The 24,263-nt window shown below is 56.1% G+C and carries 20 protein-coding genes and 1 other RNA gene; 9 read left to right on the top strand and 12 right to left on the bottom strand.

Going from position 1 to position 24,263, the window contains the following annotated elements; genetic code table 11:
• Positions 1 to 10: 10 nt before the first annotated feature.
• Entirely contained in the window at positions 11 to 934 is a 924-nt protein-coding gene (locus tag QE396_RS07555; protein WP_014169706.1) for a LysR family transcriptional regulator, read from the top strand.
• Here QE396_RS07555 and QE396_RS07550 read toward each other — a convergent pair.
• The 8 genes from QE396_RS07550 to ppsR all read right to left on the bottom strand — a co-directional run bounded on the left by QE396_RS07550 (position 901) and on the right by ppsR (position 9,009).
• Positions 901 to 1,680, bottom strand: coding sequence for a heme ABC transporter ATP-binding protein (locus QE396_RS07550; protein WP_041162550.1), 780 nt, complete (start codon positions 1,678 to 1,680; stop codon positions 901 to 903). The genes QE396_RS07555 and QE396_RS07550 overlap by 34 nt on opposite strands.
• The gene (locus QE396_RS07545) at positions 1,673 to 2,665 is read right to left on the bottom strand and encodes an iron ABC transporter permease (RefSeq protein ID WP_014169708.1); all 993 of its coding nucleotides are present in this window, start codon (positions 2,663 to 2,665) and stop codon (positions 1,673 to 1,675) included. Before QE396_RS07545 ends, QE396_RS07550 begins: the two co-directional genes overlap by 8 nt.
• On the bottom strand, positions 2,665 to 3,486 hold the full coding sequence (locus QE396_RS07540) for a hemin ABC transporter substrate-binding protein (protein ID WP_041162551.1): 822 nt from the start codon (positions 3,484 to 3,486) through the stop codon (positions 2,665 to 2,667). The genes QE396_RS07545 and QE396_RS07540 overlap by 1 nt, the downstream gene beginning before the upstream one ends.
• A complete protein-coding gene (locus QE396_RS07535) occupies positions 3,483 to 4,511 on the bottom strand; it encodes a hemin-degrading factor (protein ID WP_041162552.1) in 1,029 nt (342 codons plus the stop codon). Before QE396_RS07535 ends, QE396_RS07540 begins: the two co-directional genes overlap by 4 nt.
• A gap of 47 nt (positions 4,512 to 4,558) precedes the next feature.
• Positions 4,559 to 6,544, bottom strand: a complete 1,986-nt coding sequence (locus tag QE396_RS07530; protein ID WP_309950562.1) for a TonB-dependent hemoglobin/transferrin/lactoferrin family receptor — start codon at positions 6,542 to 6,544, stop codon at positions 4,559 to 4,561.
• 77 nt (positions 6,545 to 6,621) lie between these two features.
• Entirely contained in the window at positions 6,622 to 6,810 is a 189-nt protein-coding gene (gene hemP / locus QE396_RS07525; RefSeq protein WP_138613801.1) for a hemin uptake protein HemP, read from the bottom strand.
• Positions 6,811 to 6,976: 166 nt separating this feature from the next.
• Positions 6,977 to 8,023 (bottom strand): 3-deoxy-7-phosphoheptulonate synthase AroH, encoded by a 1,047-nt coding sequence (gene aroH / locus QE396_RS07520; RefSeq protein WP_279256852.1) that lies wholly within the window; start codon positions 8,021 to 8,023, stop codon positions 6,977 to 6,979.
• A gap of 152 nt (positions 8,024 to 8,175) precedes the next feature.
• The gene (gene ppsR, locus QE396_RS07515) at positions 8,176 to 9,009 is read right to left on the bottom strand and encodes a posphoenolpyruvate synthetase regulatory kinase/phosphorylase PpsR (RefSeq protein ID WP_020884387.1); all 834 of its coding nucleotides are present in this window, start codon (positions 9,007 to 9,009) and stop codon (positions 8,176 to 8,178) included.
• Between the two features lie 335 nt (positions 9,010 to 9,344).
• Between ppsR and ppsA the strand changes: the two genes are divergently transcribed.
• From ppsA to QE396_RS07500, 3 genes are all read left to right on the top strand, one after another.
• Complete coding sequence (gene ppsA, locus QE396_RS07510; protein WP_309950556.1) at positions 9,345 to 11,723, top strand: phosphoenolpyruvate synthase; 2,379 nt, start codon at positions 9,345 to 9,347, stop codon at positions 11,721 to 11,723.
• 232 nt (positions 11,724 to 11,955) lie between these two features.
• Positions 11,956 to 13,356, top strand: coding sequence for an MFS transporter (locus QE396_RS07505; RefSeq protein ID WP_309950552.1), 1,401 nt, complete (start codon positions 11,956 to 11,958; stop codon positions 13,354 to 13,356).
• A 3-nt stretch (positions 13,357 to 13,359) separates the two neighbouring features.
• The gene (locus QE396_RS07500; protein WP_309950548.1) at positions 13,360 to 15,735 is read left to right on the top strand and encodes a glycoside hydrolase family 3 N-terminal domain-containing protein; all 2,376 of its coding nucleotides are present in this window, start codon (positions 13,360 to 13,362) and stop codon (positions 15,733 to 15,735) included.
• Between the two features lie 5 nt (positions 15,736 to 15,740).
• On the opposite strand, the gene rprA is transcribed toward QE396_RS07500, so the two are convergent.
• Together rprA and ydiK are read right to left on the bottom strand one after the other, a co-directional pair.
• Positions 15,741 to 15,848, bottom strand: an RNA gene (rprA, locus tag QE396_RS07495) — antisense sRNA RprA.
• Positions 15,849 to 16,056: 208 nt separating this feature from the next.
• Positions 16,057 to 17,172 carry an AI-2E family transporter YdiK gene (gene ydiK / locus QE396_RS07490; RefSeq protein WP_309950545.1) on the bottom strand — a complete coding sequence of 372 codons (1,116 nt, stop codon included), beginning with the start codon at positions 17,170 to 17,172 and terminating at the stop codon, positions 16,057 to 16,059.
• Between the two features lie 197 nt (positions 17,173 to 17,369).
• Here ydiK and QE396_RS07485 point away from each other — a divergent pair, with 197 nt between their 5' ends.
• The 3 genes from QE396_RS07485 to QE396_RS07475 all read left to right on the top strand — a co-directional run bounded on the left by QE396_RS07485 (position 17,370) and on the right by QE396_RS07475 (position 21,113).
• Positions 17,370 to 20,426: an FAD-binding and (Fe-S)-binding domain-containing protein gene (locus tag QE396_RS07485; RefSeq protein ID WP_153853327.1), complete on the top strand. Its 3,057-nt coding sequence runs from the start codon at positions 17,370 to 17,372 to the stop codon at positions 20,424 to 20,426.
• Complete coding sequence (gene menI / locus QE396_RS07480; protein WP_020884381.1) at positions 20,423 to 20,833, top strand: 1,4-dihydroxy-2-naphthoyl-CoA hydrolase; 411 nt, start codon at positions 20,423 to 20,425, stop codon at positions 20,831 to 20,833. The genes QE396_RS07485 and menI overlap by 4 nt, the downstream gene beginning before the upstream one ends.
• 85 nt (positions 20,834 to 20,918) lie before the next feature.
• A complete protein-coding gene (locus QE396_RS07475; protein WP_003857766.1) occupies positions 20,919 to 21,113 on the top strand; it encodes a YdiH family protein in 195 nt (64 codons plus the stop codon).
• Positions 21,114 to 21,164: 51 nt separating this feature from the next.
• On the opposite strand, the gene QE396_RS07470 is transcribed toward QE396_RS07475, so the two are convergent.
• Together QE396_RS07470 and QE396_RS07465 are read right to left on the bottom strand one after the other, a co-directional pair.
• Positions 21,165 to 21,794: a helix-turn-helix domain-containing protein gene (locus QE396_RS07470; RefSeq protein WP_309950543.1), complete on the bottom strand. Its 630-nt coding sequence runs from the start codon at positions 21,792 to 21,794 to the stop codon at positions 21,165 to 21,167.
• Positions 21,795 to 21,861: 67 nt separating this feature from the next.
• Positions 21,862 to 22,521: a winged helix-turn-helix transcriptional regulator gene (locus QE396_RS07465; protein ID WP_025204381.1), complete on the bottom strand. Its 660-nt coding sequence runs from the start codon at positions 22,519 to 22,521 to the stop codon at positions 21,862 to 21,864.
• A 451-nt stretch (positions 22,522 to 22,972) separates the two neighbouring features.
• On the opposite strand from QE396_RS07465, the gene QE396_RS07460 reads away from it, so the two are divergent.
• Complete coding sequence (locus tag QE396_RS07460; protein WP_020884377.1) at positions 22,973 to 23,503, top strand: fimbrial protein; 531 nt, start codon at positions 22,973 to 22,975, stop codon at positions 23,501 to 23,503.
• A gap of 54 nt (positions 23,504 to 23,557) precedes the next feature.
• The gene (locus tag QE396_RS07455; protein ID WP_020884376.1) at positions 23,558 to 24,235 is read left to right on the top strand and encodes a molecular chaperone; all 678 of its coding nucleotides are present in this window, start codon (positions 23,558 to 23,560) and stop codon (positions 24,233 to 24,235) included.
• The last annotated feature ends 28 nt before the right edge of the window (positions 24,236 to 24,263 follow it).

Raw genomic sequence — 24,263 nt, 5'->3', positions numbered from 1 at the left:
AAGGTGAAAAATGAGAATGAGTGTCAAACAGTTACGCGCGTTTTTAGCGGTAGCTCACACTCTGAATTTCGCGCATGCCAGTGAACGGCTGAATCTTTCCCAGCCGGCGCTCAGCCTGACGATCAAGGGTCTGGAGGAGGCGCTGGGGGGACCGCTGTTGCAGCGCAGCACCCGCAAGGTGGCGCTGACGCAGGAGGGGGAAACCTTTTTACCGATGGCGCGGCAGCTGCTGGCGGACTGGGATAACGCCGAAGAGGCCATGCATCAGTGCTTTACGCTGCAGCGCGGCAAAATCTCAGTCGCGGCGATGCCGTCATTTGCGGCGAATGTCCTGCCGGAGGTGCTCAAGGCATTTCGCGATCGCCACGCCGGGGTCAACGTCACCGTCCATGATGTTATCAACGAGCAGGTAATTGAAATGGTGCGGGAAGGGCGGGTCGAGATGGGGATCGCGTTTGAACCGGCGCCGACCCATAACCTGCTTTTTACGCCGCTGGGTCTCGATCGATTTGTCGCCATTGTGCCGAAATCATCCGCTCTGGCAGCCAAAAAACGCCTGTCATGGGAAGCGCTACTGACGCTGGATTTCATTACCCTGCAGCGCCCTTCGGCCGTTCGTCTGATGATGGAAGAAGAACTGGCCCGCAGCGGTCGTAAACTGGATGTGGCGCTGGAGAGCCATCAGTTGGTGACGGTGGGCAGAATGGTCGCCAGCGGCCTGGGCGGCAGTGCGGTCCCGGCACTGTGTGAGGCGCAGATGACCTCGTTAGGCGCGGTCTGTATTCCACTCGATAACCCGCCGATTGAAAAATGCATCGGCGTGATCCACCCCGGGCATACGCAGCTTTCAAAAGCGGCGCATGCCCTGCTTGAGACGCTGAAAGATTTTTATCAGCCCGGTCAGGGGGCGAGAAACACCTGCGGTGAGGCGTGAACCGGATGTGGGCCAACGTATACCTGAGCGCCATACCACCGGGCCAGCGCGTCGGCCTGTAAAACCATTTCCGGCGTGCCCTGAGAAACCAGCGTGCCGTTATGCAGCAGCAGGATCCGGTCCGCCCACAGCGCTGCCAGATTGAGGTCGTGCAGCACCACGCACACGTGAAAATCGCCCTGACGGGTCAGGGATTTCAACAGCCGCAGCAGATGCTGCTGGTGGTAAAGATCCAGCGCGGAAGTGGGTTCATCGAGAAACAGCCAGCCGCGTGGCCCGCCGTCATGCCAGAGCTGCGCCAGGGCGCGGGCGAGCTGGATCCGTTGTTGCTCGCCACCGGAGAGGGCCGAAAAGTGTCGGTCTGCGAGGGGCAGGCAGCCCGTTATCGCCATTACGGCTTCGACAACCGGGGCTTCCGGGTAGCGCGTCCAGGGCGCGCGGCCCATACCCACCACCGCGTCGACCGGCCAGTCGAAACCGAGCTGCGTATTCTGGCGCATCACTGCGCGGCGGCGTGAAAGCTTTTGCGGGTGCCACGCCTCAAGCGGCGTACCCGCCAGGCTGCATTGCCCGCCAGAAGGCGTGAGATAGCCCGTGAGCAGGCGCAGTAACGTCGATTTTCCGGCACCGTTAGGCCCAATCAACGCCACCATTTCCCCCGGAGATAACGCCAGCGACACGTCGTTGATAAGCGTCCGTTGCCCGACCTGATAAACAAGACGTTCCGCGCAGTAGCGTTCAGCCATGTGCGCCTCCACGACGAAAAATGAGCCACAGGAACCACGGCGCGCCGAAGAGACTGGTCAGTAAACCGACCGGCATTTCAGCCGGCGCGACCAGCGTGCGCGCCACCGTATCGGCAACCAGCAGCAGCGACGCCCCGGCCAGTACGGAGCCAGGGATCACGGCCCGGTGATCGGCGCCCAGCCACATCCGTATCAGGTGCGGCACCACCAGACCGACAAAACCAATCACCCCGCTGACGGCAACCGCGGCGGCAACCAGTAAGGCGCTGCACAGCAACAGGATCCGCTGTACCTTTGCTACCGCCACGCCAAGGTAGTGCGCTTCTTCTTCACCCAGCTGCAGTAAATTGAGCGTGCAGGCAAGACGCCAGATAATCAGAACGCCTGGCACCATCAGCGAGGTGACGGCCAGCAGCGTAGACCACTGCGCCTGACCCAGGCTGCCCATGCCCCAGAGGGAGAGCTGGCGAAGCTGGGCATCATTGCTGAGCCATGACAGTACGCCGACTGCCGCACCGCACAGGGCATTGAGGGCAATGCCTACCAGTAACAGCCGTGAAAGTGTGCTGTTACGCTGTTGGCTTAGGACAAAAATGACGAAAGTGGCCGCCAGCGCACCCCCAAATGCCGCGATCATGGGAGCGTAAAGCATCATCAGCGCGGGGAGCGAGAGGGGAATGACCACCCACAGCGCCACGGCCAGCGCCGCGCCGCTGCTGATCCCAAGCAGTCCCGGGTCTGCCAGCGGATTACGAAAAAGCCCCTGCATTACGCAGCCTGCCAGCGCCAGCGAGCCGCCGGTGACCAGCGCCAGCAGAACCCGGGGGAGGCGAATGGTCAGCCAGATCTGACGCAGGGTTTCATCACTGCCGCGCCACAGCAGACTGACCGGCAGATGCAGTGCGCCAGCCCCGGAGGCCGCCAGCGTCATGACCGTCAGGATGGCGGCCAGCATCCACAGCGACAACGCGATCCGTCGGGACATCAGGGCAGTTGCTCCGCCCGGGTGCGCAATTGCTGTATGGCCTGCGGCGTGCGCACGCTAAAGCCCAGCAGCGCCATATCGTCGATGGTCAGCACCTGCCTGTTCCGTCCCGCCGGCGTTTGCGCCAGGCCGGGAAGTGTCCACACATTCGCTTCGCCACCCAATGCCTTTATGCCATCCTGTGAAATCACGACAAGGTCAGGCTGGCTGGCAATCACGCCTTCCTGGGACAGCGGCTGATAACGGGTAAAGCCCTGCATCGCGTTTTGCAAACCCGCTGCGCGAATGGCTGCATCCGCGGCGGTCTGTTGTCCGGCAGCCATCGCGGTCATCCCGCCGTGGTTGAGGATAAACAGTACCCGTTTGTCGAGTGGCGAGGTGGGCAGGGCTGCCAGCGCCTGGCGCAGCCTGGCGCGCAATGCGTCACCCTGTGCTTCGCGATGCGTCGCTTCGGCAATGACTCGCACCTTGTCGTCAATCACGCTCAGGTCATGACTGCCGGGAACGGTGACGACACTGACGTGATTTTGCTCGACCTGTTTTAACGCCAGCGAGGGCTGCGCCTGGGCACTGGCCAGCACCAGCGTCGGGCGCATGGATAAGATCCCCTCCGCGTTAAGCTGGCGCAAATAGCCGACGTCGGGCAGGGTGTTCGCCGCCTGCGGCCACTGGCTGGTGCTGTCGCGGGCAACCAGTGACGATCCCGCGCCAAGGGCATAAACAATCTCAGTCACGTCACCCCCCAGGGCGACAATTTTCTGCGGTGTGGCCGCGAACGTCACCAGCGGCAGGGCGCAGAGCAGGGCGAGCCATTTTTTCATGCGGCCAGCCCTTTTCGGGTCAGGGCGTCGACCTGGCTGCGCCACTGACGCTGCTCTGGTTCACCTTCGCTGCGTTGACCGTACAGTTGAGCGATTTGCGTCCCGTCGGCGGCGAAGAGCTCCAGGCTGGTGACGTGCCCGTCAGCGGTGGGTTTACGCGTCACCCATGTTTCGGCGATGGACGTATCCCGCAGATGCAGGGTAAAGGTTGGGTTGAAGATGTTGAGCCAGCCTTTCATCGAGACGACGTTTTCCACCACGCCGGTAAAGATCTGCACGCAGCCGCGGTTGCCGACGAAGATCATCATTTCATTCCCCTCCAGGCGGACCGTTTCCAGCAGCTGTGCCAGAGCGGTGTTGTCTACCCTGCAGGCCAGATCGTCACCCACCAGACGAAACGCCTGCTGGCGGCTCAGATTGTGGCGCTTCAGCAGGCCGAAGAACTGATGCACGTCGGTCATGGCGCGCCACTCCTGATCAACGAGGGCGGCATCAGCCTTTTCGTTGTGGGCAGGGACATCGGCATGCTTCAGTGCCAGTGGCGGATTATCGGCAAAGATAAAGCGCGTAAGCAGGTCGCCCCAGGCAGAAATATCGGTGTTATCGGTCGTGTAAACTTTCAGCAGGGCATCGCCCTGAAGGTCGAAGAACTGAATGCTCTGACGCTCACCGCGGGCGGTGGTTTCACTGATGTGGAACGCGCTCGCCCACTGGTTGAGAAACAGGCGCAGATCCAGCGCCCGCGGATTCAGTACCAGCCCGGCGTGGCCGCCAAGGTGTTGATGCGTAAACGCGCCCACCTGCTCGTGAACTGCATAGTCGTTACGACAGATGCATTTGGTCTCGCCCACGGCTTCCAGCGCGCCGATGATTTCGCGGATGTCGCCGTGCAGGCGCCAGGCGTCGTGGCCCACGCGGGCGAAGGTCAGCTCTGCTTCGCTGATGTTCATTAAGCCTGCGATGTCACGTGCGTATTGACCCGGGTTTTCTTCTTTCAGCGCAAGCCAGCGTGTGTAGTGATTCATTGTCTCTTCCTTTCGAATAAGGGCCCCGGCAGGCCGGGGCGTGGGGATTACCACTGGTAACTCACAAAAATCTTACCGTTGCGTCCGTCCTGAGGAATGCCCTGAGGAGACCAGTACGCCTTGTCGAACGCGTTACCCAGCACCAGCGTCGTGGTTACTCCTTTGAGCTGCTCCTGGCCTTTATAGCTTACGTAGAAATCGTTAACCGCATAGCCAGGCTGTTCGCTGTAGCTACTGCTGATATGGGTTGAGCGATCGACGAAGGTGCCGATCCAGCCGACGGAGAAACCGCTTTGCGCCACCGGGATATCCAGCTTGCTGGTGACGGTATCCGGGTTGATGCTGGAGATATACTCGCCCGTATCGGTATCTTTTCCCCGGGTGCGGTTATAGGCGACGTCGAGGTTGAACAGGTCGGCCGTGTATTTCGCCATCACGTCCCAGCCCCAGATTTTGGCGTGGGGAACGTTCATGGACATGGTGGTCGCAGCCGCAAAATCGACGCTGGTGGAGATGTAGTCTTTGGCTTTGGTGTCGAAGTAGCTGGCCTTGAATTCCAGCGCATCGTTAGCAAGCATGACGTCGTCAAAGCGTAGCCCGAAGCCAAACTCCTGCGTTTCATTGGTTTCCGGACGCAGGTTCGGGTTCGGTACCCAGTAGTTAGTGTAAAAGCGGCCGATGGAGAAGTGTTTGGCGTCGTTATACATTTCACCCATGGTCGGCGCACGGAAGGCCTGTGCGTAAGAGCCGAACAGCATCAGCCAGTCGGTCGGGCTGACGGTCAGTCCGGCACGGGAGGACCATCTGTCCGCGTTCACATCGTCGTATCCTTCGCTGCTCCCGCGGTAATTATCGTAACGGGTACCGCCGAGAAGCGTGACCGGCAGGTCGCGCAGGGTGATCTCGTCCTGCAGCCAGCCGGAGCTGAAATCGATTTTAGCCTCCGGGAAGCCGGTGGTGGTGCCCCCCGGATGTTGCTCCTGACGGTAGTATTCGCCGCCATAGGTCAGAAGATGTGAGGCAAACGTGTCGCTGAACAGACGGGTGCGGTTTTCCACTTTGCCACCTTGGGTGGTCTGCTTGCGAAACTCGCCGGTGCCGTCAATGTTTTGGGCGTTAATGCGCGCTTCAGACCAGTAGAGTTTCGCATCGGCATTCAGCCAGTCGTTGCCCTGGGGAGCCAGGTGATAGCCCAGCTGAGCGTCTCGCTGAATGGTGGAGCGATCGGTCATGGGATTGCTGCTGGCGTCTGCGGCGGGGGTTTGCGGGTTTTTTGGCTCCTGCGCCGCGTTATTGTAATAGCGCAGGGATCCGCTCAGCGTCTGGGCCGGGTCGATGGCCCAGCGGCCTTTTGCCAGCATGTTGTTGATGGATTCGTCATTCGGTGCTGTTCCACCGTCGCTCTGGCGCAGATCGCCGCGATCGCGGCTCGACCAGGCAACCAGTCCGTCCAGGGTTTCGGTACGCCCGTAAGCGCTGGCCCCCATGCCCAGACTGTGATCGCCCGTCGCGCCCGTACCAAACACGCGGTAGCCGCTGTTTTTTCCCGGTTCCAGCAGGTCATTTGCATCGGCGGTGTCATACGCGATCACGCCCCCCAGCGCGCCGCTGCCGTACAGTAAGGCTGACGGGCCGCGAACCACTTCGATACGTTTAATCAGGGCCGGGTCGAGGAACGTGCTGTTCAGGTGGCCAGTGTCGGTCCCCTGGCGCACGCCATCCACCAGCACCAGCACGCCGCGGCGGTCGTAACCGCGCAGGTTGACGTCCTGACCGTTGGTGCGCCCGGTGCCGTCAAGCATCAGGCCTGGGACGTAGCGCAGCAGGTCGGCGGCCGAGCTGGCGGTCTGATTTTCCGGGGCTGCGGTGTCAATCACGCTGACCATCATCGGGGCTTCGAAGGCGCTGCGTGCGTTGCCGGTGGCGATAACGGTCATGTCATCTGTGGCCGCAAACGCGACGCCCGGCAGGGCGCTGACAATGGATAGCGCAAGACAGGACGGGCGCAAAAATGCGGAATGCAGGTGTGGCATAGCAACTCTCCATAAAGAATCGAAAGCGCTGGCTGCCTGGGGATCACCTGGGTGGCTGGCGAAGGTATTGTGGTATTTTATTTGGTGAGGATCAGCTTCCCGGCATGGGTCTGGCGCAACAGATAAAGCTGGCCGTCATGCTCGATGATCACGCGTCCCTCGTCCCCCAGCAGGCTTTTACTGTCGATCCGACGATCGGTGCGCGCTGGGACAGGTGCTGTGTGTGTGTTTTCGGGCGTTGCCGCGTTGTTATCCGTACGTGACATAATGTTTATAAATAACAATCAATGTAACAATGATAATCATTATCAACAAAGTGAAAATTCACGGCAAGCGTTTTTGTGAAAAAACTGTGATGGGATCAAAACAGAAGAGGATGTGGCTGTGCGCGAACGTAGACCCTCTCCCGCAGGAGAGGGTAAAAGGCAAGGACTAAAAACGTGAATCGACCGCTGCCGCCAGTTTCTCCAGCAGCAGTTCGCTGTCTTCCCAGCTCAGGCACGGGTCGGTGATCGACTGGCCGTAAACCATTGGCTGTCCGGCTACGATTTTTTGCGTGCCTTCCCGGATAAAACTTTCGGCCATAATGCCCGCGATGGCGGTTGAACCGCTGACGATCTGCTGGCAGATCTCATCACACACATCCAGCTGGCGGCGATGCTGTTTCTGGCAATTGCCGTGGCTGAAATCCACCACCAGGTGTTCCGGCAGGTCGAACTCGGCCAGCGTTTCACACGCCGCAGCAATATCTTGCGCGTGGTAATTAGGCTTTTTCCCGCCACGCATGATGATATGCCCGTATGGGTTGCCGCTGGTCTGATAAATGGTCATCTGACCGCGCTTATCCGGCGACAGGAACATATGGCTGGCACGCGATGCACGGATCGCGTCAACGGCAATTCGCGTGTTGCCATCGGTACCGTTTTTAAAACCAACCGGGCAGGAGAGGGCAGAGGCCATCTCACGGTGGATCTGGCTTTCCGTGGTGCGCGCACCGATAGCGCCCCAACTGATGAGATCGGCGATAAACTGTCCGGTCACCATATCGAGAAACTCGGTGGCCGTCGGTACGCCCAGCTCATTGACCTGCAAAAGCAGTTTACGCGCCAGCTCAATGCCATAATTAACACGGTAGCTGCCGTTCAGGTCCGGGTCGGAAATCAGCCCTTTCCAGCCCACGACGGTGCGCGGTTTTTCAAAGTAGGTGCGCATGACAATTTCAAGGCGATGCTGGTACTTGTCCCGCAGTCTCTGAAGCCGTTTTGCGTAATCCATTGCGGCATCCAGATCGTGGATGGAGCAAGGTCCAATCACCACCAGAAGACGTTTGTCTTTACCATTAAGGATTTTTTCAATGCGACGGCGGGATGCCGTGACATGTTCCGCTACACCCGCGGAAACAGGATGCCGCAGTGCCAGTTCAGCCGGTGTGACCAGGCTGTCAATGCGCGCAGTGCGGAGTTCATCGGTTTTATTCATGAAATGTCTCAGAAAAATTTTTGCTTCATCGGCAGACTACCGGGAAGTGATGGGCATCACCTTAAACCAATCCCTGCTGAATTCAAGTTCGGCGCGTCTGCGCGCCGAGGATGTGGTGATGATACCCGATTCTGAGTTATTGTACTAGCATGTTAGTACATGCGGCGGTTGAGTCCCATGATATCGAGGATTTTGGTGGCGATCTCTTCTACCGAATAGTTAGTGCTGTTTAGCCACGGGATCTGGTTTTTGCGGTACAGCGCTTCCACTTCGGAAACCTCCATTCGACACTGGCGCATTGAGGCGTAGCGGCTGTTCTCTCGGCGTTCTTCACGTATTGCCGCTAGCCGTTCCGGGTTGATGGTCAGGCCAAACAGCTTGTGCTGGAGCGGCTTAAGGGCGGCCGGCAGCACCAGATTGTCCATGTCGTCAGCAATAAAGGGGTAGTTGGCGGCGCGGATACCGAACTGCATCGCCAGGTAAAGGCTGGTCGGGGTTTTCCCGCAACGCGAGACGCCAAGCAGTATCACCTGCGCCTGGTCGAGGTTACGCAGCGAAATACCGTCGTCGTGCGCCAGGGTGTAATCAATGGCGGCGATACGCGCATCGTATTTGGTCAGGTTGCCGGGGTTCAGCCCGTGCGTTCGGTGGGCGATAGGCGTCGGGTCGAGTTTCAGTTCGCTCTGCAGCGGGGCCACCAGCGCCTGGACGATATCCTGACAGAACCCTTCACTTTGCAAAATAATCGCGCGAATTTCAGGGATCACGATGGAGTAGAAGACCAGCGGGCGGACCCCCGTCTGCTGGAAGATGGCGTCAATCTGGTCCTTCACCGCCTTTGCACGGCTCTCATTTTCCACAAACGGCAGCGTGATACTGTTAATCGAAACGGGGAACTGCGACATCACCGCATGTCCCAGCACTTCAGCGGTAATCGCAGTACCATCAGAAATATAAAAAACGTGGCGATCGACAGCATTATCCATTTTACCCACCCTGAATATCGTACGTAATTGTCTGAAAGCATAAATTAAAAAAGTAAATTACACAGCAAAGAACTTACCCTAATTATAAATGAAACGGTGTTTTTGATTTTCCTGAAAAGTGGATTTCATTTTTCAATTAACGACTTTATTTTTAGGGTTTTTGGCTGAATATATAGGAATCATCGGGTTAGCGGATGGTGGGAAAGTATCCGAAAAGTTGAAAATTTAAATTGCTTACACGATTCACCGTTTTTTTAGCGGAAATAATTATGCCAGTATAAATACGTAGTCAGGTGTTTCTTACTCCGATCAAATATCACAAAAGGATTGTTTCGATGTCCAACAATGGCTCGTCACCGCTGGTGCTTTGGTATAACCAACTCGGCATGAATGATGTAGACAGAGTTGGGGGCAAAAATGCCTCCCTGGGTGAAATGATTACAAATCTGTCGGGTATGGGTGTCTCCGTACCGAACGGGTTTGCCACAACCGCCGATGCCTTTAACCTGTTTTTAGACCAGAGCGGTGTAAACCAGCGCATTTATGACCTGCTGGATAAAACGGATATTGATGATGTGACCGAGCTTGCGAAAGCCGGTGCCCAAATCCGCCAGTGGATTATCGACACACCTTTCCAGCCGGAACTGGAACAAGCCATTCACGAAGCCTATAACCAGCTCTCAGCAGATGATGCCCAGGCGTCGTTTGCCGTGCGTTCTTCTGCCACCGCGGAAGATATGCCCGATGCGTCATTCGCCGGACAGCAGGAAACCTTCCTTAACGTCCAGGGTTATGACGCCGTGCTGGTGGCGGTGAAACACGTCTTCGCGTCCCTGTTCAATGACCGCGCCATCTCTTACCGCGTGCACCAGGGCTATGACCATCGCGGCGTGGCGCTTTCTGCTGGCGTACAGCGCATGGTGCGCTCCGACGTGGGCTCTTCCGGCGTGATGTTCTCCATCGACACCGAATCCGGCTTCGACCAGGTGGTGTTCATCACCTCGGCGTGGGGTCTGGGTGAGATGGTAGTACAGGGCGCGGTGAACCCTGACGAATTCTACGTTCATAAGCCGACGCTGGCCGCAAACCGTCCGGCGGTCGTTCGCCGCACGATGGGCTCGAAAAAAATCCGCATGATCTATGCCCCGACGCAGGAGCATGGTAAGCAGGTTAAGATTGAAGACGTACCGCAGGAAATGCGAGACCGTTTCTCCCTGACCGATGCAGAAGTGCAGGAGCTGGCGAAACAGGCGGTACAGATCGAAAAACACTACGGCCGTCCGATGGATATCGAATGGGCCAAAGATGGCAACACCGGCAAGCTGTTTATCGTGCAGGCGCGTCCGGAAACTGTCCGCTCCCGCGGTCAGGTGATGGAGCGTTATACCCTGCACGCACAGGGCAAAATCGTGGCGGAAGGCCGCGCGATTGGCCATCGCATCGGTGCCGGTCCTGTCAAAGTGATCCATGACATCAGCGAGATGAACCGCATTCAGCCAGGCGACGTGCTGGTGACCGACATGACCGACCCGGACTGGGAACCGATCATGAAGAAAGCGGCGGCCATCGTCACCAACCGCGGTGGCCGTACCTGCCATGCGGCAATCATCGCTCGTGAGCTGGGGATCCCTGCCGTTGTCGGTTGCGGTGACGCGACCGAGCGCATGAAGGACGATCAGAAAGTGACCGTCTCCTGTGCGGAAGGCGATACCGGTTACGTGTATGCCGATATTCTCGACTTCAGCGTGAAGAGTTCAAGCGTCGATACCATGCCGGATCTGCCGCTGAAGATCATGATGAACGTTGGTAACCCGGATCGTGCGTTTGACTTTGCCTGCCTGCCGAACGAAGGCGTTGGCCTGGCGCGTCTGGAATTTATCATCAACCGTATGATTGGCGTTCACCCGCGCGCGCTGCTGGAATTTGACGACCAGGACGCGAAGCTGCAGAACGAAATCCGCGAGATGATGAAAGGTTACGACTCGCCAAAAGAGTTCTACGTCGGTCGTCTGACCGAGGGGATCGCCACGCTGGGCGCGGCGTTTTATCCGAAGCGCGTGATCGTGCGTCTGTCCGACTTTAAGTCAAACGAATACGCGAATCTGGTGGGGGGTGAGCGTTACGAGCCAGAAGAAGAGAACCCAATGCTCGGCTTCCGTGGCGCCGGACGTTATGTTTCTGACAGCTTCCGTGCCTGCTTCGCGCTGGAATGTGACGCCGTGAAGCGCGTGCGCAACGACATGGGACTGACCAACGTTGAGATCATGATCCCGTTCGTGCGTACCGTGGATCAGGCGAAAGCGGTGGTGGAGGAGCTGGCACGTCAGGGTCTGAAGCGCGGCGAAAACGGGCTGAAGATTATCATGATGTGTGAAATTCCGTCTAACGCCCTGCTGGCTGAGCAGTTCCTGGAGTACTTCGACGGCTTCTCTATCGGCTCGAACGACATGACGCAACTGACGCTCGGTCTTGACCGTGACTCCGGCGTGGTCTCTGAACTGTTTGATGAGCGTAACGAGGCGGTGAAAGCGCTGCTGTCGATGTCCATCCGCGCCGCGAAGAAACAGGGTAAATATGTCGGGATTTGCGGTCAGGGTCCGTCTGACCATGAAGACTTTGCCGCATGGCTGATGGAAGAGGGGATTGACAGCCTGTCCCTGAACCCGGACACCGTGGTGCAAACCTGGCTGAGCCTGGCCGAACTCAACAAGTAACGCCATCAGCACCAGAAAAAGGTGAGGATATATTCCTCGCCTTTTTTTATTTCATGCCTTATTTGCTCCCCATCACAAATAAAGTAAAAAACCAAATATCATAATTTGTCTGTTAATTTAGACAATTGTTAGCGCGCAAAGCGTTGCTAATACTTGAGCCTTACCGCGCATTTCCCTCACTGATGCGCAACTGGTTGAAATACGTTTTAACCTGATAAAAAGGCAAATAACAATGACAATCTCCTCTGTATTGCGTACCAAAGATAAAATAGGTTATGGCTTAGGTGATATGGCCAGTGCGCTGGTCTGGCAAACGGCAACCTTATTTCTCGCCTATTTTTATACGGATGTTTTCGGTTTGCCAGCGGCCATCATGGGAACCATGTTTTTAGTGGTGCGCGTGGTGGATGCTTTTGTCGACCCCTGCATTGGCGCGCTGGTCGACCGCACCCAGACGCGGCACGGTCGCTTTCGTCCCTGGCTATTGTGGTTTGCCATCCCATTTGGCGTAAGCTGCCTTATCACCTTCTATGTACCGGACGTCGGGCCGACGGCAAAAATCGTGTATGCATGCGTCACTTACGCCATCTTAAGCCTTATTTATTCCGCGATTAACGTCCCGTATTGCGCCATGCCCGGGGCGCTGACGCTGGATCCGCGTGAGCGTCACTCGCTGCAGTCGTGGCGCTTTGGCCTGTCGTTCATCGGCGGGTTGATTGTGACGGTGATCGCCTTACCGCTGGTCTCGCTGTTAGGCCAGGGCAACGTTCAGAAAGGCTATTTCTATGCCATGAGCATGATGGGCCTGCTGGGTATTATTCTCTTCTTCTGCTGTTTCCTGATGACCCGCGAGCGTTATTCCCCGCGCAATGACACCTCGGGTTCGATGATCGGCGATTTAAAACTGCTGGCCGGAAATAGCCAGTGGCGAATTGTTTTCCTGTTTAATATTTTGCTGTTAACCGCAGTGGTGACGCGTGGTTCTGCCACCATGTATTACGTGAAATATGTGCTTCTGCGCCCGGAGCTGGTATTTGCCTTTATTGTTTCCGGGATGGTGGCGTCCTTAACGGGGGCATTATTATCTGAACGTCTGTTGGGGAAATTTGACCGCGTCCGCGCCTATCAGTGGACCATTATTTCCTTCGTGATTTTCGGCGCGCTGATTTTCTTCCTGCCGCCTTCGCAGATCTGGCTGATTTTTGGCCTCAATATTATCTTTAGCTTTATTCAGAACCTGACCACGCCGCTTCAGTGGACCATGTTCTCTGATGTGGTCGATTATGAGGAGCATCGCAGCGGCCGTCGTCTGGATGGTCTGGTCTTTTCTACCGCGCTGTTTGCCATCAAATTTGGTCTGGCGCTGGGCGGAGCGGTGGTCGGTTGGGTTCTCGGGATGGTGGATTATGCGCCCGGTCAGGCAACCCAGGCACCGCACGTGCTCTCTACCATTAATGCGCTCTTCACTCTCATCCCCTGCATTCTGTTCCTCTGTATGATCGCGCTGCTGACCATTTACAAACTCAACAGCAAACTCGTCAATTCCATCGCCCGCGAGCTGGCCAGCAAACGCGAGGTGCGAGACGAGACAGGACAACTCACCCCGGCCACCCATTCCGCAATACAGGAGTAACACATGACTGCGATTTATAAGGACGCGGGACGTCCCGTGCATGAACGCGTCGTCGACCTACTGGCACGCATGACCCCGGAAGAGAAGTTCGCCCAGATGCATGCCTACTGGTTGATCCTCGATGAAAACGGTAACCACCGCGAACGCAGCGATCTGAGCGATGAATTCGCGGGCGTGAGCGAACAGGCTGCGCTTAGCGAACGGCTGAAACTGGGGGTGGGACAGATTACGCGTCCACTGGGCACCCATATCGTTGATGCGAAAACAGGCGTGCGTGCCGCTAACCGCCTGCAGCGCATGATGATGGAAGAGACGCGCCTCGGTATTCCGGCGCTGTTCCATGAAGAGTGCCTGGTGGGGCTGTTGTGCAAAGATGCCACGCTGTTCCCGTCGTCGCTGAACTACGGTTCGACCTGGGATCCGCAGCTGGTGCAGCGTGCGGCAGAACAGATTGGCAAAGAAGCACGCTCTGTTGGCTGCCAGCAGGGGCTGGCCCCGGTGCTGGATGTCTCTCGCGACGTTCGCTGGGGACGCACCGAAGAGACCTTCGGAGAAGACCCGTGGCTGGTGGGGGTGATGGCTACGGCATACGTGAAGGGTTTGCAGGGCGATAAGCGCGATCTTCTGGCAACGCTCAAACATTATGTGGGCCACTCCTTCAGCGAAGGGGCACGCAACCACGCGCCGGTGCATCTGGGCTTTAGCGAACTGAACGACACCTTCCTGCTGCCGTTTGAGATGGCGGTGAAGCTGGCCAATGCCGGTTCGGTGATGCCTGCCTATCACGATATCGATAACCAGCCCGGACACAGCGACCACTTCCTGATGACAACCGTGCTGCGTGAACAGTGGGGGTTCGATGGGATCATCGTTGCGGACTACGGCGGCGTGAGCCTGCTGCACCAGCATCATGGCATCTCGCACGATGCCGCCGAATCTGCAGCGCTGGCCTTCAATGCCGGGCTGGATGTCGAACTACCAAAAGATGACTGCGCGCGTCATCTGGCACAAGCCGTTGAGCGCGGACTGATTTCCATGGCGAAAGTCAATGAAATAGTGGCACGCGTCCTGACCGAAAAATTCCGTCTTGGCTTGTTTGAAAAACCGTATGCCGATGAACAGGGCATCGATTTGCAAAATGAGGCAACGCGTCAGGTTGCAAGGGAAGTGGCGACCCGTTCGCTGACGCTGCTTGAGAATAACGGCATTTTGCCCCTCGGCGGCAACCCTCGCGTGGCGGTCGTCGGGCCAACGGCAGACGATCCGCTGGCGCTCCTCAGCGGTTACAGCTTTCCGGTGCACTTAATTATTAGCGACATGGTGGAAGAGACCTCGCAGGTCACGACACCGCGCGCGGCGCTTGAGCAGTATCTGGGGGCCTCGCGGGTACGTTATGCCAAAGGCTGTCACATTATCGAAAAACGGATGGCGGGTGCGCCGGTGTTTCCGGGTGACAGCGGCGGTAAACCCATGCAGCAATCTCCGGTCTCGCAGCGTACCGACCTGATCCCTGAAGCCGTAAAAGCCGCACAGGAGAGTGACGTGGTGGTGGCCTGCGTTGGCGATCTCGCCGGGCTGTTCCAGAGCGGAACCGTCGGGGAGGGCTCTGATACCGACTCTCTGAATCTGCCGGGCGTACAGCAACAATTGCTGGCTGCGCTGGTGGCCACCGGCAAGCCGGTTATCGTGGTCATGACCGGCGGGAGGCCTTACAACCTTCAGGGGCTGGAAGATAACGTCGCCGCGCTGATGATGGCCTGGGCACCAGGGCAGGAGGGCGGCTGGGCGATTGCGGATGTATTAACGGGCCGCGCTGAACCGCAGGGACGTCTGGTGGTCAGCGTGCCGAAAAGCGCGGGAGCAATGCCCTATTACTACAACCACAAGCTCAAAAGTGGCGGCACACCGTTCGCTTTCCATTTCGGCTCCCGCTATCCCTTTGGCTTCGGTCTCGGCTGGACGCAGTTTAGCTGGGGAGCGGCGCGCGTGGCTGAACCCCGCGTTCCGATCGACGGCGAGGTGGTCGTAAGCCTGGATATCACCAATAGCGGTGAGCGCAGCGGCAGCGAGGTGGTACAGGTCTATGTGCGGGATAACGTCGCCACGCAGGTGCGGCCCCTGCAGGAGTTGAAGGCGTTCCAGCGCGTCACGCTCTCACCGGGTGAAACCGCCACGCTCACCTTTACGTTGCCCGTTGAGATGTTCAACTTTACCCGTCGTGACGGCAAACGGATCGTCGAGCCGGGTGAATTTGAGCTGCAGATTGGTGCATCGTCGGCGGATATTCGCGAGGTGGTGACGGTCAATGTGACCGGGGAAACCCGTGTATTGTCAACGGAATGGCGGATGCTCAGCACCTGTGACGTCAGCCGCGCGTAATCAGGATAAAAAAAAGCCCATCGTGGGAGATGGGCAAAGACTACACACAGCAATTCGTTGTTTCACTCAGGGGATTTCCATGCTTATAAATCAAGGTGTTGATTTATAACCGTGTCCTAATAGTAGGCATGTCAGCTTTTAGCGTCGATCAGATTCGTCTCAATAGTTAAAGAGACGTAAAGATTTCTTGAGGTTAATAGGGGACTTAGAGCCGTAATAGCGGGTATGACCAGTGCGCAACGAATAAATACTTTAGCAATGTTTAAGTATTAAAGGGGAATATGTAGGCCGGGTACGCGACTGCGTTACCCGGCCTGTCCATTACTGCTTGTTCTTATCTTCCAGCTCTTCCAGTTCGCTCAAAATCACGTCCGGGTCCGTTTCCGGAGGCGGGATTTCGTGCACCCAGGCGGAGAACAGACGCCAGGTCACGGCCAGAAGCACCGGACCAATAAACAGACCAATCATCCCAAAGGCAATCAACCCACCAATTACGCCTGAGAGAATAAGGATCAGCGGCAGGTCTGCGCCCATGCGAATAAGGATGGGACGAATAACGTTATCCATGGTGCCGACCACGCAGCTCCAGACCAGCAGAACGGTGCCCCACGTGGTATCGCCGGTCCAGTACAGCCAGATAATGCTGGGTACCAGCACCAGCAACGGACCCAGTTGCGCAAGGCAGGTCATCAGCATGACCACGGTGAAGACGGTGGCGTACGGCACGCCAGAAATCGCAAGACCAATACCGCCCAGCACCGCCTGAACCAGCGCCGTTACCACGACGCCAAGCGCAACCGCGCGCACGGCCTGCGCCGCCAGCAGAACCGCGGCATCACCCCGTTTGCCCGCCAGGCGAGTGGCAAAATGACGAACGCCCAAAGCCACCTGCTCACCGCGCCAGTACAGCAGGGCACTAAAGACCAGCATCAGCGTACAGTGCATCATAAAGCGGCCAATGTGCGCCGCCTGACCCACAAACCAGGTGGTGGTGGTGCCAATATACGGGCGCACTTTCGCCATCAGCGCGCTGCCACCCATCTCCAGCAGGCCATGCCAGCCGCTGTAAAGTTTTGCGCCAACAACCGGAATGCTGTTAAGCCAGGCGAGATCCGGCGGCGTCAGATCGCCACTGGTCACGGCGCGAATCACCGGGCCGCTGGAGTCGACAAGGCTGTTGACCAGCAGCGCAACGGGAATAATGAACAGCAGGAACAACAGCAACGTCATCACCAGGACCGCCAGCCCACGACGTCCGAAGAGCAGTTTCTGCAACCGTAACAGTAAAGGCCAGGTGGCAACCACAACGGTTGCAGCCCAGGCGAAGCCGAGAATGAAGGGTTGAACGATCCACAAACACGCAATAATCATGAGGGCCAGGAACAGCACCGACAGCAAAATTTGCGCAACATCCCTGGGCTGGCGAAGATTGACCATAAATGAAACTTTCCTTAATTGAACACCAGCGTGGCTGGCGGGAACGGAAAACCGCGATTCTCTAATCATTAATGATTTCAGCGATTTTTGACAGGCGAATTCTGCCTGTAATTCTGCAGAGCGTATAAGAAAAAAATGTGATAAAACTTTTACGATACACGCAAACGATTTCACACCTCTAATTAGGGTCGACAGTAATGATCCCACAGATTTCTCAGGCACCTGGCGTCGTTCAGCTGGTGCTTAATTTTTTGCAGGCACTGGAGCAACAGGGTTTTACAGGGGATACCGCCACACATTATGCCGACAGGCTGACAATGGCGACCGACAACAGTATCTACCAGCTTCTTCCCGATGCAGTCGTGTTTCCCCGTTCAACGGCCGATGTGGCGCTTATTGCGCGACTGGCAACGCAGGAGCGATTTACCTCGCTGGTGTTCACGCCACGCGGCGGCGGCACCGGCACCAATGGTCAGGCGCTGAACCAGGGCATCATCATTGATATGTCGCGCTATATGAACCGCATCATTGAGATCAATCCCGAAGAAGGATGGGTGCGTGTCGAAGCGGGCGTCATCAAAGATCAGCTTAACCAGTACCTCAAGCCTTATGGTTACTTCTTTGCCCCCGAGCTCTCTACCAGCAACCGTGCGACAATCGGTGGGATGATTAACACCGATGCCTCCGGGCAGGGGTCGCTGGTCTACGGTAAAACCTCCGATCACGTTCTTGGCGTGCGCGCGGTGCTGCTGGGCGGCGATATCCTGGATACCCAGCCGATGCCGGTCGAACTGGCGGAAACGCTGGGTAAAGACAACACGGCCAACGGGCGGATTTACCGCACCGTGCTTGAGCGCTGTCGCGATAACCGCCAGCTGATCCTCGACAAATTCCCTAAACTGAACCGCTTCTTAACCGGCTACGATCTGCGTCATGTCTTTAACGATGACCTGACGCAGTTTGATTTAACCCGCGTGCTGACCGGCTCCGAAGGGACGCTGGCATTTATTACCGAGGCGCGGCTGGACATTACGCCGCTGCCGAAAGTGCGTCGGCTGGTGAACGTCAAATACAACTCCTTCGATTCTGCCCTGCGCAATGCGCCCTTTATGGTTGACGCGCGGGCGCTGTCGGTGGAAACCGTCGACTCTAAAGTGCTTAATCTGGCTCGGGAAGACATCGTCTGGCACTCGGTGAGTGAGCTTATCACCGATGTACCTGATAAAGAGATGTTGGGTCTTAACATCGTTGAATTTGCCGGCGATGACGAAGCACTGATTGAAAGCCAGGTCACCACGCTCTGTCAGCGGCTGGACGAACTGATTGCAGCAGGCGAAGGTGGGGTGATTGGCTGGCAGCTTTGCAGCGAACTCTCCGGCATTGAGCGTATTTACGCGATGCGTAAAAAAGCGGTGGGGCTGCTGGGCAACGCGAAGGGGGCGGCCAAACCGATTCCCTTTGCTGAAGACACCTGCGTCCCGCCTGAGCATCTGGCGGATTACATCGTTGAGTTCCGCGCCCTGCTGGACAGCCACGGTCTGAGCTACGGCATGTTCGGCCACGTGGATGCCGGGGTGCTGCACGTGCGTCCTGCGCTGGACATGTGCGATCCGCAGCAGGAGATCCTGATGAAGCAGATCTCCGACGATGTGGTGGCGTTGACCGCGAAATATGGCGGCCTGCTCTGGGGAGAACACGGGAAAGGGTTCCGCGCGGAGTACAGCCCGGCGTTCTTCGGTGAAGCGCTCTACGCTGAGCTGCGTAAGGTCAAAGCGGCATTCGATCCGGATAACCGTCTCAACCCGGGTAAAATTTGCCCGCCAGAGGGCGTCGATGCCCCAATGCTGCAGGTGGACGCCGTCAAGCGCGGCACCTATGACAGACAAATCCCGATTGCGGTGCGCGCCTCCTGGCGCGGTGCAATGGAGTGTAACGGTAACGGTCTGTGTTTCAACTTCGACGTGAAAAGCCCAATGTGTCCGTCGATGAAAATTACCAGTAACCGCATTCACTCGCCCAAAGGCCGCGCGACGCTGGTCCGCGAATGGCTGCGTCTGCTGGCCGACCGCGGGGTTGATCCGCTGAAGCTGGAACAGGAATTACCGGAAAAACGCGCCAGTCTGCGCTCGCTGATTGAACGTACCCGCAACAGCTGGCATGCGAACAAAGGCGAGTATGATTTCTCCCACGAGGTGAAGGAGGCCATGTCCGGCTGCCTGGCCTGTAAAGCCTGCTCAACCCAGTGTCCGATCAAGATTGATGTGCCGGAGTTTCGCTCACGCTTCCTGCAGCTTTACCATACCCGCTATCTACGTCCAATGCGTGACCATCTGGTGGCGACGGTGGAGAGCTATGCCCCGCTGATGGCGCGTGCGCCGAAGACCTTTAACTTCTTCATCAATCAGCCGCTGGTGCGAAAGCTTTCCGAAAAACATATCGGGATGGTGGACCTGCCGCTGCTGTCAGTCCCTTCGCTACAGCGTCAGCTCGTGGGGCACCGCTCGGCGAACATGACGCTGGAGCAGCTTGAGGCGCTGACCCCTGAGCAGAAAGCCAATGTGGTGCTGGTGGTGCAGGATCCGTTTACCAGTTACTACGATGCCAAGGTGGTAGCCGATTTTATCCGTTTGGTAGAAAAACTGGGCTATCAGCCGGTGGTACTGCCGTTCTCACCAAACGGCAAAGCGCAGCACATTAAAGGTTTCCTTACCCGTTTTGCGAAAACGGCGCGGAAAACCGCTGACTTCCTCAACCGGGTGGCGCAGCTAGGGATGCCGATGGTCGGTGTCGATCCGGCGCTGGTGCTCTGCTACCGCGATGAGTATAAGCAGACGCTGGGGGAGCAACGCGGTGATTTCCACGTCATGCTGGTGCACGAGTGGCTGCCGGCGGCGCTGCAACAGGCGACCGTGAAGGATGTGAGCGGTGAATCGTGGTATCTGTTCGGCCACTGCACGGAAGTGACGGCACTGCCGGGCGCACCCGCGCAGTGGGCGTCCATCTTTGCCCGCTTCGGCGCGAAGCTTGAGAGCGTCAACGTGGGCTGCTGCGGCATGGCAGGTACCTACGGGCACGAAGTGAAAAACCACGCGAACTCGCTCGGTATCTATGAGTTGTCGTGGCATCAGGCGATGCAGCGTTTACCGAGGAACCGCTGTCTGGCCACGGGCTACTCCTGCCGAAGCCAGGTGAAACGGGTTGAAGGGAACGGGGTGCGTCACCCATTACAGGCCTTACTGGAGATAATTGGATGATCTGGAAACGAGCCGTGACGCTGCAGGCGCTGAATGCCATGGGCGAGGGGAATATGGTAGGGCTGCTGGACATTCAGTTCACGCGTATTGGCGAGGATGAACTGGAGGCCACGATGCCTGTCGATCATCGCACGCATCAGCCGTTTGGTTTATTGCACGGCGGTGCATCCGTCGTGCTGGCCGAAACCCTGGGGTCCGTGGCGGGCTATCTTTGCACCGAAGGGGAGCAAAAGGTCGTCGGGCTGGAGGTGAACGCGAACCATATTCGCTCGGTGCGAAGTGGACGGGTGCGCGGCGTTTGTCGCGCGCTACACGCCGGTAGCCGCCATCAGGTGTGGCAGATTGACATTCTTGACGAGCAGGATCGGCTCTGCTGCTCGTCGCGACTGACGACGGCGGTCGTGTAAAGTTTTCAGATGTTTTGCCTTTGGTCAAAAACTAGCCAGTCTCTTGTGATATACTGGTCAGGTTTTGTACATAAGCGAGGACATCATGGATACTGAAATAACCCCAACACAGCTGGCAATTGAATATTTACGTCGTGATAAAAGCAACCTGTCTCCGGCGCAGTACCTGAAAAAGCTGAAACAGCTTGAACTGGAGTTCACAGATTTGCTGGCGCTCTCTTCAAATGAGCTTAAAGAAGAGATCTACTTTGCCTGGCGGTTGGGCGTTCACGTCCATTGATCGTGACAGTAAAAAAAAGGCCGCGTCAGCGGTCTTTTTTGTATCTGACGTTCAGTACCGGGCAGGCAGTTTATTGATTTTAACGAGCCTGCCATCTTCTATCTCAATGAACCCGCCTGTTTTTAAATCCGCCAGAATACGCATTACCCCACTGCGCGACAGCTGGGTTTTTTCGCGAATATACCGCTCTGCGGTGATGGCTTTGCGATAACTCTCATCTTCATCCATCAGCTTTATCAATTGCTGGCGAATCATCTCATAGGCCGTGGGCGCGCCCTGAGGCATCACATTATTGTATAGCCGGTTATAAACAAACATCAGGTGCTTAGACAACAACCCCCATAACCCATTCTCTTTGATAACGGCTTCTACCTGAGCGGTGGTAAGCATACCCGTCAGGCAGGGGGTCACGGTTTTAAGATAATCATTGAAGTAGATGTCTGTCAGATTGGCGAGGCCAAAAAGCGCCGGGCTACGTGCGGTGGTGAGCATCATGTTGTCGCTTCTGCGGTAGATAGCAACGGTGCCTTCGAGGATCAAATAGCACACGCTCTGGCCATTCATCTGGAGATCCAGCTGTTCGCCGGGAGCAACATTGCGCGTGGTACAGTAGGGTTGCAGGAATGAAATCAGTTCTCGCGCGTAAGGAGAACCACGATGCGTTTTTTCAGTAGAGGACATAACCTATAACCCGTAGCGATAACCCCCCTGATTATAGCGTTACTCCTTATCGTAAACACGAGGCCAATCAGTATTTACGTGGTAAATGACGGATTTCCAGCAGCACGCCACGCTCCATCGTGATGTACTTTCCGGTACGCAGTTCCGCGAGAATACGCATAATCCCACTGCGTGAAAGGTAGGTTCGACTCTTGATATACGCTGCCGCCGTGATGTTTTTCCGTACGGCATCTGGCTCCTGCATCAGTTCGACCAGCTGAAACCGGATAATGTCATAGGCTGACATCTGCGATATTTGCGCGCAGTGCTCGTATACCCGGGAGGCGGTATAGATGAGTAGCTTTGAAAAGTGTTCCCATAAGTTTTTTTCCGCCACGATCTTATTAAAATTATCCAGAGAGACATGCGCTATTTCGGAGGTTTCAAGCGCTCTGACGTACAGATGTTCAGAGGAGAACTGGCTGCTGACACCCAGAATAAAAGGCGAGGACTCTGAGTTTAAAACAATACCATCGCCACGACGATGCAGCGCAACACTGCCGTGTAACAGCAAAAAACAGAGGCGAACATCATTATTGTGATACTGAATAATTTCGCCTTTCGCGAGAATATGCCTTTCCGTAAAAGGCAGCACAGTACTGATTAACTTATCAATATGGGCATACGGCTTTAAATCCAGTACGGTAGATTTTACATCGGTGAGGACCGCTGTCATTCGCGTGTTCATAAGGTGCTCCACTGCTTTCATTGCGATCATGGGTGACCGGCGTAGAGAATTATCTTAAAAAACAGCGACTACGGGAATATGCAGCACAGGTCTAAAAGTAGACTTTCAATATTATCCTGACTAACATTTTGAATTTAATGATCTTAACACTCCGGTCTATTAATAGACTGCCTGTTATATGCATAAGGTATTCCTTATTTACAATGTTTTATTTTTGTTAATTACGGGTCTACGGAAAGACTCCGAAAATGATTGTCGACGTCAACGGAGTTGTATAAATTTTATTTCATCGACAGCAAGTCATATGCGTCTTCAGACGTTTAATGAAATAAAGTTATTTCATTTTTTTCGCTGCTGTCTGTAAAAGGCAAAACATTAAGCGGGTGAAAAAACCGACGCGTCTTTTTGTCTGAATGTTAATAATAAATAAAGTGATACAGGATATAGCATGATGAAAAAAACACTTCTTCTGGCAACGATCGCAGCAGGTTCCGTACTGACAATGGCCAATGCGTTTGCCGCTGCAGGTACCGTTAATTTTAACGGAAATATTCTGGATTCTGCCTGTGATGTTGATGTGGCATCGCAGAACCAGGTGGTTGTACTTGGGGATTATTATAAAACAGAGTTTACCGCGACGGGGGCGAGAACCGCGGCAACGAAATTCGATATTATTTTGAAAAACTGTCCGGTCTCGGTCACGAATGCCAAAGTGCGCTTTGACGGTACTCCGGATGCGTCTAATAGCAATCTTCTGGCAATTGACACCTCCGTGGCGGGTGCCGCAACGGGCGTGGCGATCAACCTGATGACCGCGGATAAAGCCGACCTGCCTCTGCATGGCAGCAATGGTTACACCTACATGCTCAGCAGCTCCGCAGACAATACGCTCAATTTCTATGCCCAGTATATTTCGACCACGGCCAGCGTCACGGCGGGCCCGGCGAATTCTGTCGCCAACTTCTCGGTGGTTTATAACTAGCTCTTTTGCCTGAACGTCGGGGCCGCCCCGGCCCCCAATTTTATGAGGAACAGAATGTATTTTTTCAGAACCCCTTTACTGGCAACAGCGTTGTTATCTCTGATGCTGTCAACGGCTCATGCCGGCGTCATTATTGGTGGTACGCGCATTATTTTTGATGGCGCTAAAAAGGAAACGTCACTCAGTGTGAATAACCCTGATGGTACGCCGTATTTAATTCAGTCATGGATCGACGTGCAGGAAGGGGCGTCAGGCAAGGTGCCTTTTATTATTACGCCGCCTTTGTATCGTCTGGATGGCGGGCAAAAAAACGTTGAGCGCATCGTGATGACGGGGGCACTGCCTCAGGATCGGGAAAGTTTATTTTGGCTGAATATTAAAGCGATTCCGTCTGCCTCAACGCAGATGAACGCATTACAAATTGCGGTTAAAACGCGCATCAAACTGATTTATCGGCCCGCTGAGCTGCACGCGTCCACGCCTGACGAACAGGCCAGTCAATTACGCTGGCGCAGAACCGGGAATGAACTTCAGGTTAATAACCCGACCGCGTATGTCATCAATTTTAATGAAATCACCCTTGGGGGTAAAAAAATCGATGACGTGTCGTATGTCTTACCCGGTGGCTCAGTCCGTTTCACGTTACCGCAAGGGGCCAGCGGCAGCGTACTGACGTTTAAAGTGATTAATGACTTCGGCAGCCCTGGGGGCGCGCATCAGGCAACCTTATAACCGGTGAAACGCGGGCATTGCCTGTCAT

Origin of the sequence: Enterobacter sp. SORGH_AS_0287, assembly GCF_031453695.1 — a bacterium.
Taxonomy (GTDB): domain Bacteria; phylum Pseudomonadota; class Gammaproteobacteria; order Enterobacterales; family Enterobacteriaceae; genus Enterobacter; species Enterobacter ludwigii.
The sequence above is the reverse complement of the archived record's forward strand: the minus strand, read 5'-3'. Positions and strand labels throughout refer to the sequence as shown.

Excerpts from the sequence above, each read along its gene's own strand:
- QE396_RS07555 (WP_014169706.1), top strand. The coding sequence starts at position 11 with ATGAGAATGAGTGTCAAACAGTTACGCGCGTTTTTAGCGGTAGCTCAC.
- QE396_RS07550 (WP_041162550.1), bottom strand. The coding sequence starts at position 1,680 with ATGGCTGAACGCTACTGCGCGGAACGTCTTGTTTATCAGGTCGGGCAA.
- QE396_RS07545 (WP_014169708.1), bottom strand. The coding sequence starts at position 2,665 with ATGTCCCGACGGATCGCGTTGTCGCTGTGGATGCTGGCCGCCATCCTG.
- QE396_RS07540 (WP_041162551.1), bottom strand. The coding sequence starts at position 3,486 with ATGAAAAAATGGCTCGCCCTGCTCTGCGCCCTGCCGCTGGTGACGTTC.
- QE396_RS07535 (WP_041162552.1), bottom strand. The coding sequence starts at position 4,511 with ATGAATCACTACACACGCTGGCTTGCGCTGAAAGAAGAAAACCCGGGT.
- QE396_RS07530 (WP_309950562.1), bottom strand. The coding sequence starts at position 6,544 with ATGCCACACCTGCATTCCGCATTTTTGCGCCCGTCCTGTCTTGCGCTA.
- hemP (WP_138613801.1), bottom strand. The coding sequence starts at position 6,810 with ATGTCACGTACGGATAACAACGCGGCAACGCCCGAAAACACACACACA.
- aroH (WP_279256852.1), bottom strand. The coding sequence starts at position 8,023 with ATGAATAAAACCGATGAACTCCGCACTGCGCGCATTGACAGCCTGGTC.
- ppsR (WP_020884387.1), bottom strand. The coding sequence starts at position 9,009 with ATGGATAATGCTGTCGATCGCCACGTTTTTTATATTTCTGATGGTACT.
- ppsA (WP_309950556.1), top strand. The coding sequence starts at position 9,345 with ATGTCCAACAATGGCTCGTCACCGCTGGTGCTTTGGTATAACCAACTC.
- QE396_RS07505 (WP_309950552.1), top strand. The coding sequence starts at position 11,956 with ATGACAATCTCCTCTGTATTGCGTACCAAAGATAAAATAGGTTATGGC.
- QE396_RS07500 (WP_309950548.1), top strand. The coding sequence starts at position 13,360 with ATGACTGCGATTTATAAGGACGCGGGACGTCCCGTGCATGAACGCGTC.
- ydiK (WP_309950545.1), bottom strand. The coding sequence starts at position 17,172 with ATGGTCAATCTTCGCCAGCCCAGGGATGTTGCGCAAATTTTGCTGTCG.
- QE396_RS07485 (WP_153853327.1), top strand. The coding sequence starts at position 17,370 with ATGATCCCACAGATTTCTCAGGCACCTGGCGTCGTTCAGCTGGTGCTT.
- menI (WP_020884381.1), top strand. The coding sequence starts at position 20,423 with ATGATCTGGAAACGAGCCGTGACGCTGCAGGCGCTGAATGCCATGGGC.
- QE396_RS07475 (WP_003857766.1), top strand. The coding sequence starts at position 20,919 with ATGGATACTGAAATAACCCCAACACAGCTGGCAATTGAATATTTACGT.
- QE396_RS07470 (WP_309950543.1), bottom strand. The coding sequence starts at position 21,794 with ATGTCCTCTACTGAAAAAACGCATCGTGGTTCTCCTTACGCGCGAGAA.
- QE396_RS07465 (WP_025204381.1), bottom strand. The coding sequence starts at position 22,521 with ATGAACACGCGAATGACAGCGGTCCTCACCGATGTAAAATCTACCGTA.
- QE396_RS07460 (WP_020884377.1), top strand. The coding sequence starts at position 22,973 with ATGAAAAAAACACTTCTTCTGGCAACGATCGCAGCAGGTTCCGTACTG.
- QE396_RS07455 (WP_020884376.1), top strand. The coding sequence starts at position 23,558 with ATGTATTTTTTCAGAACCCCTTTACTGGCAACAGCGTTGTTATCTCTG.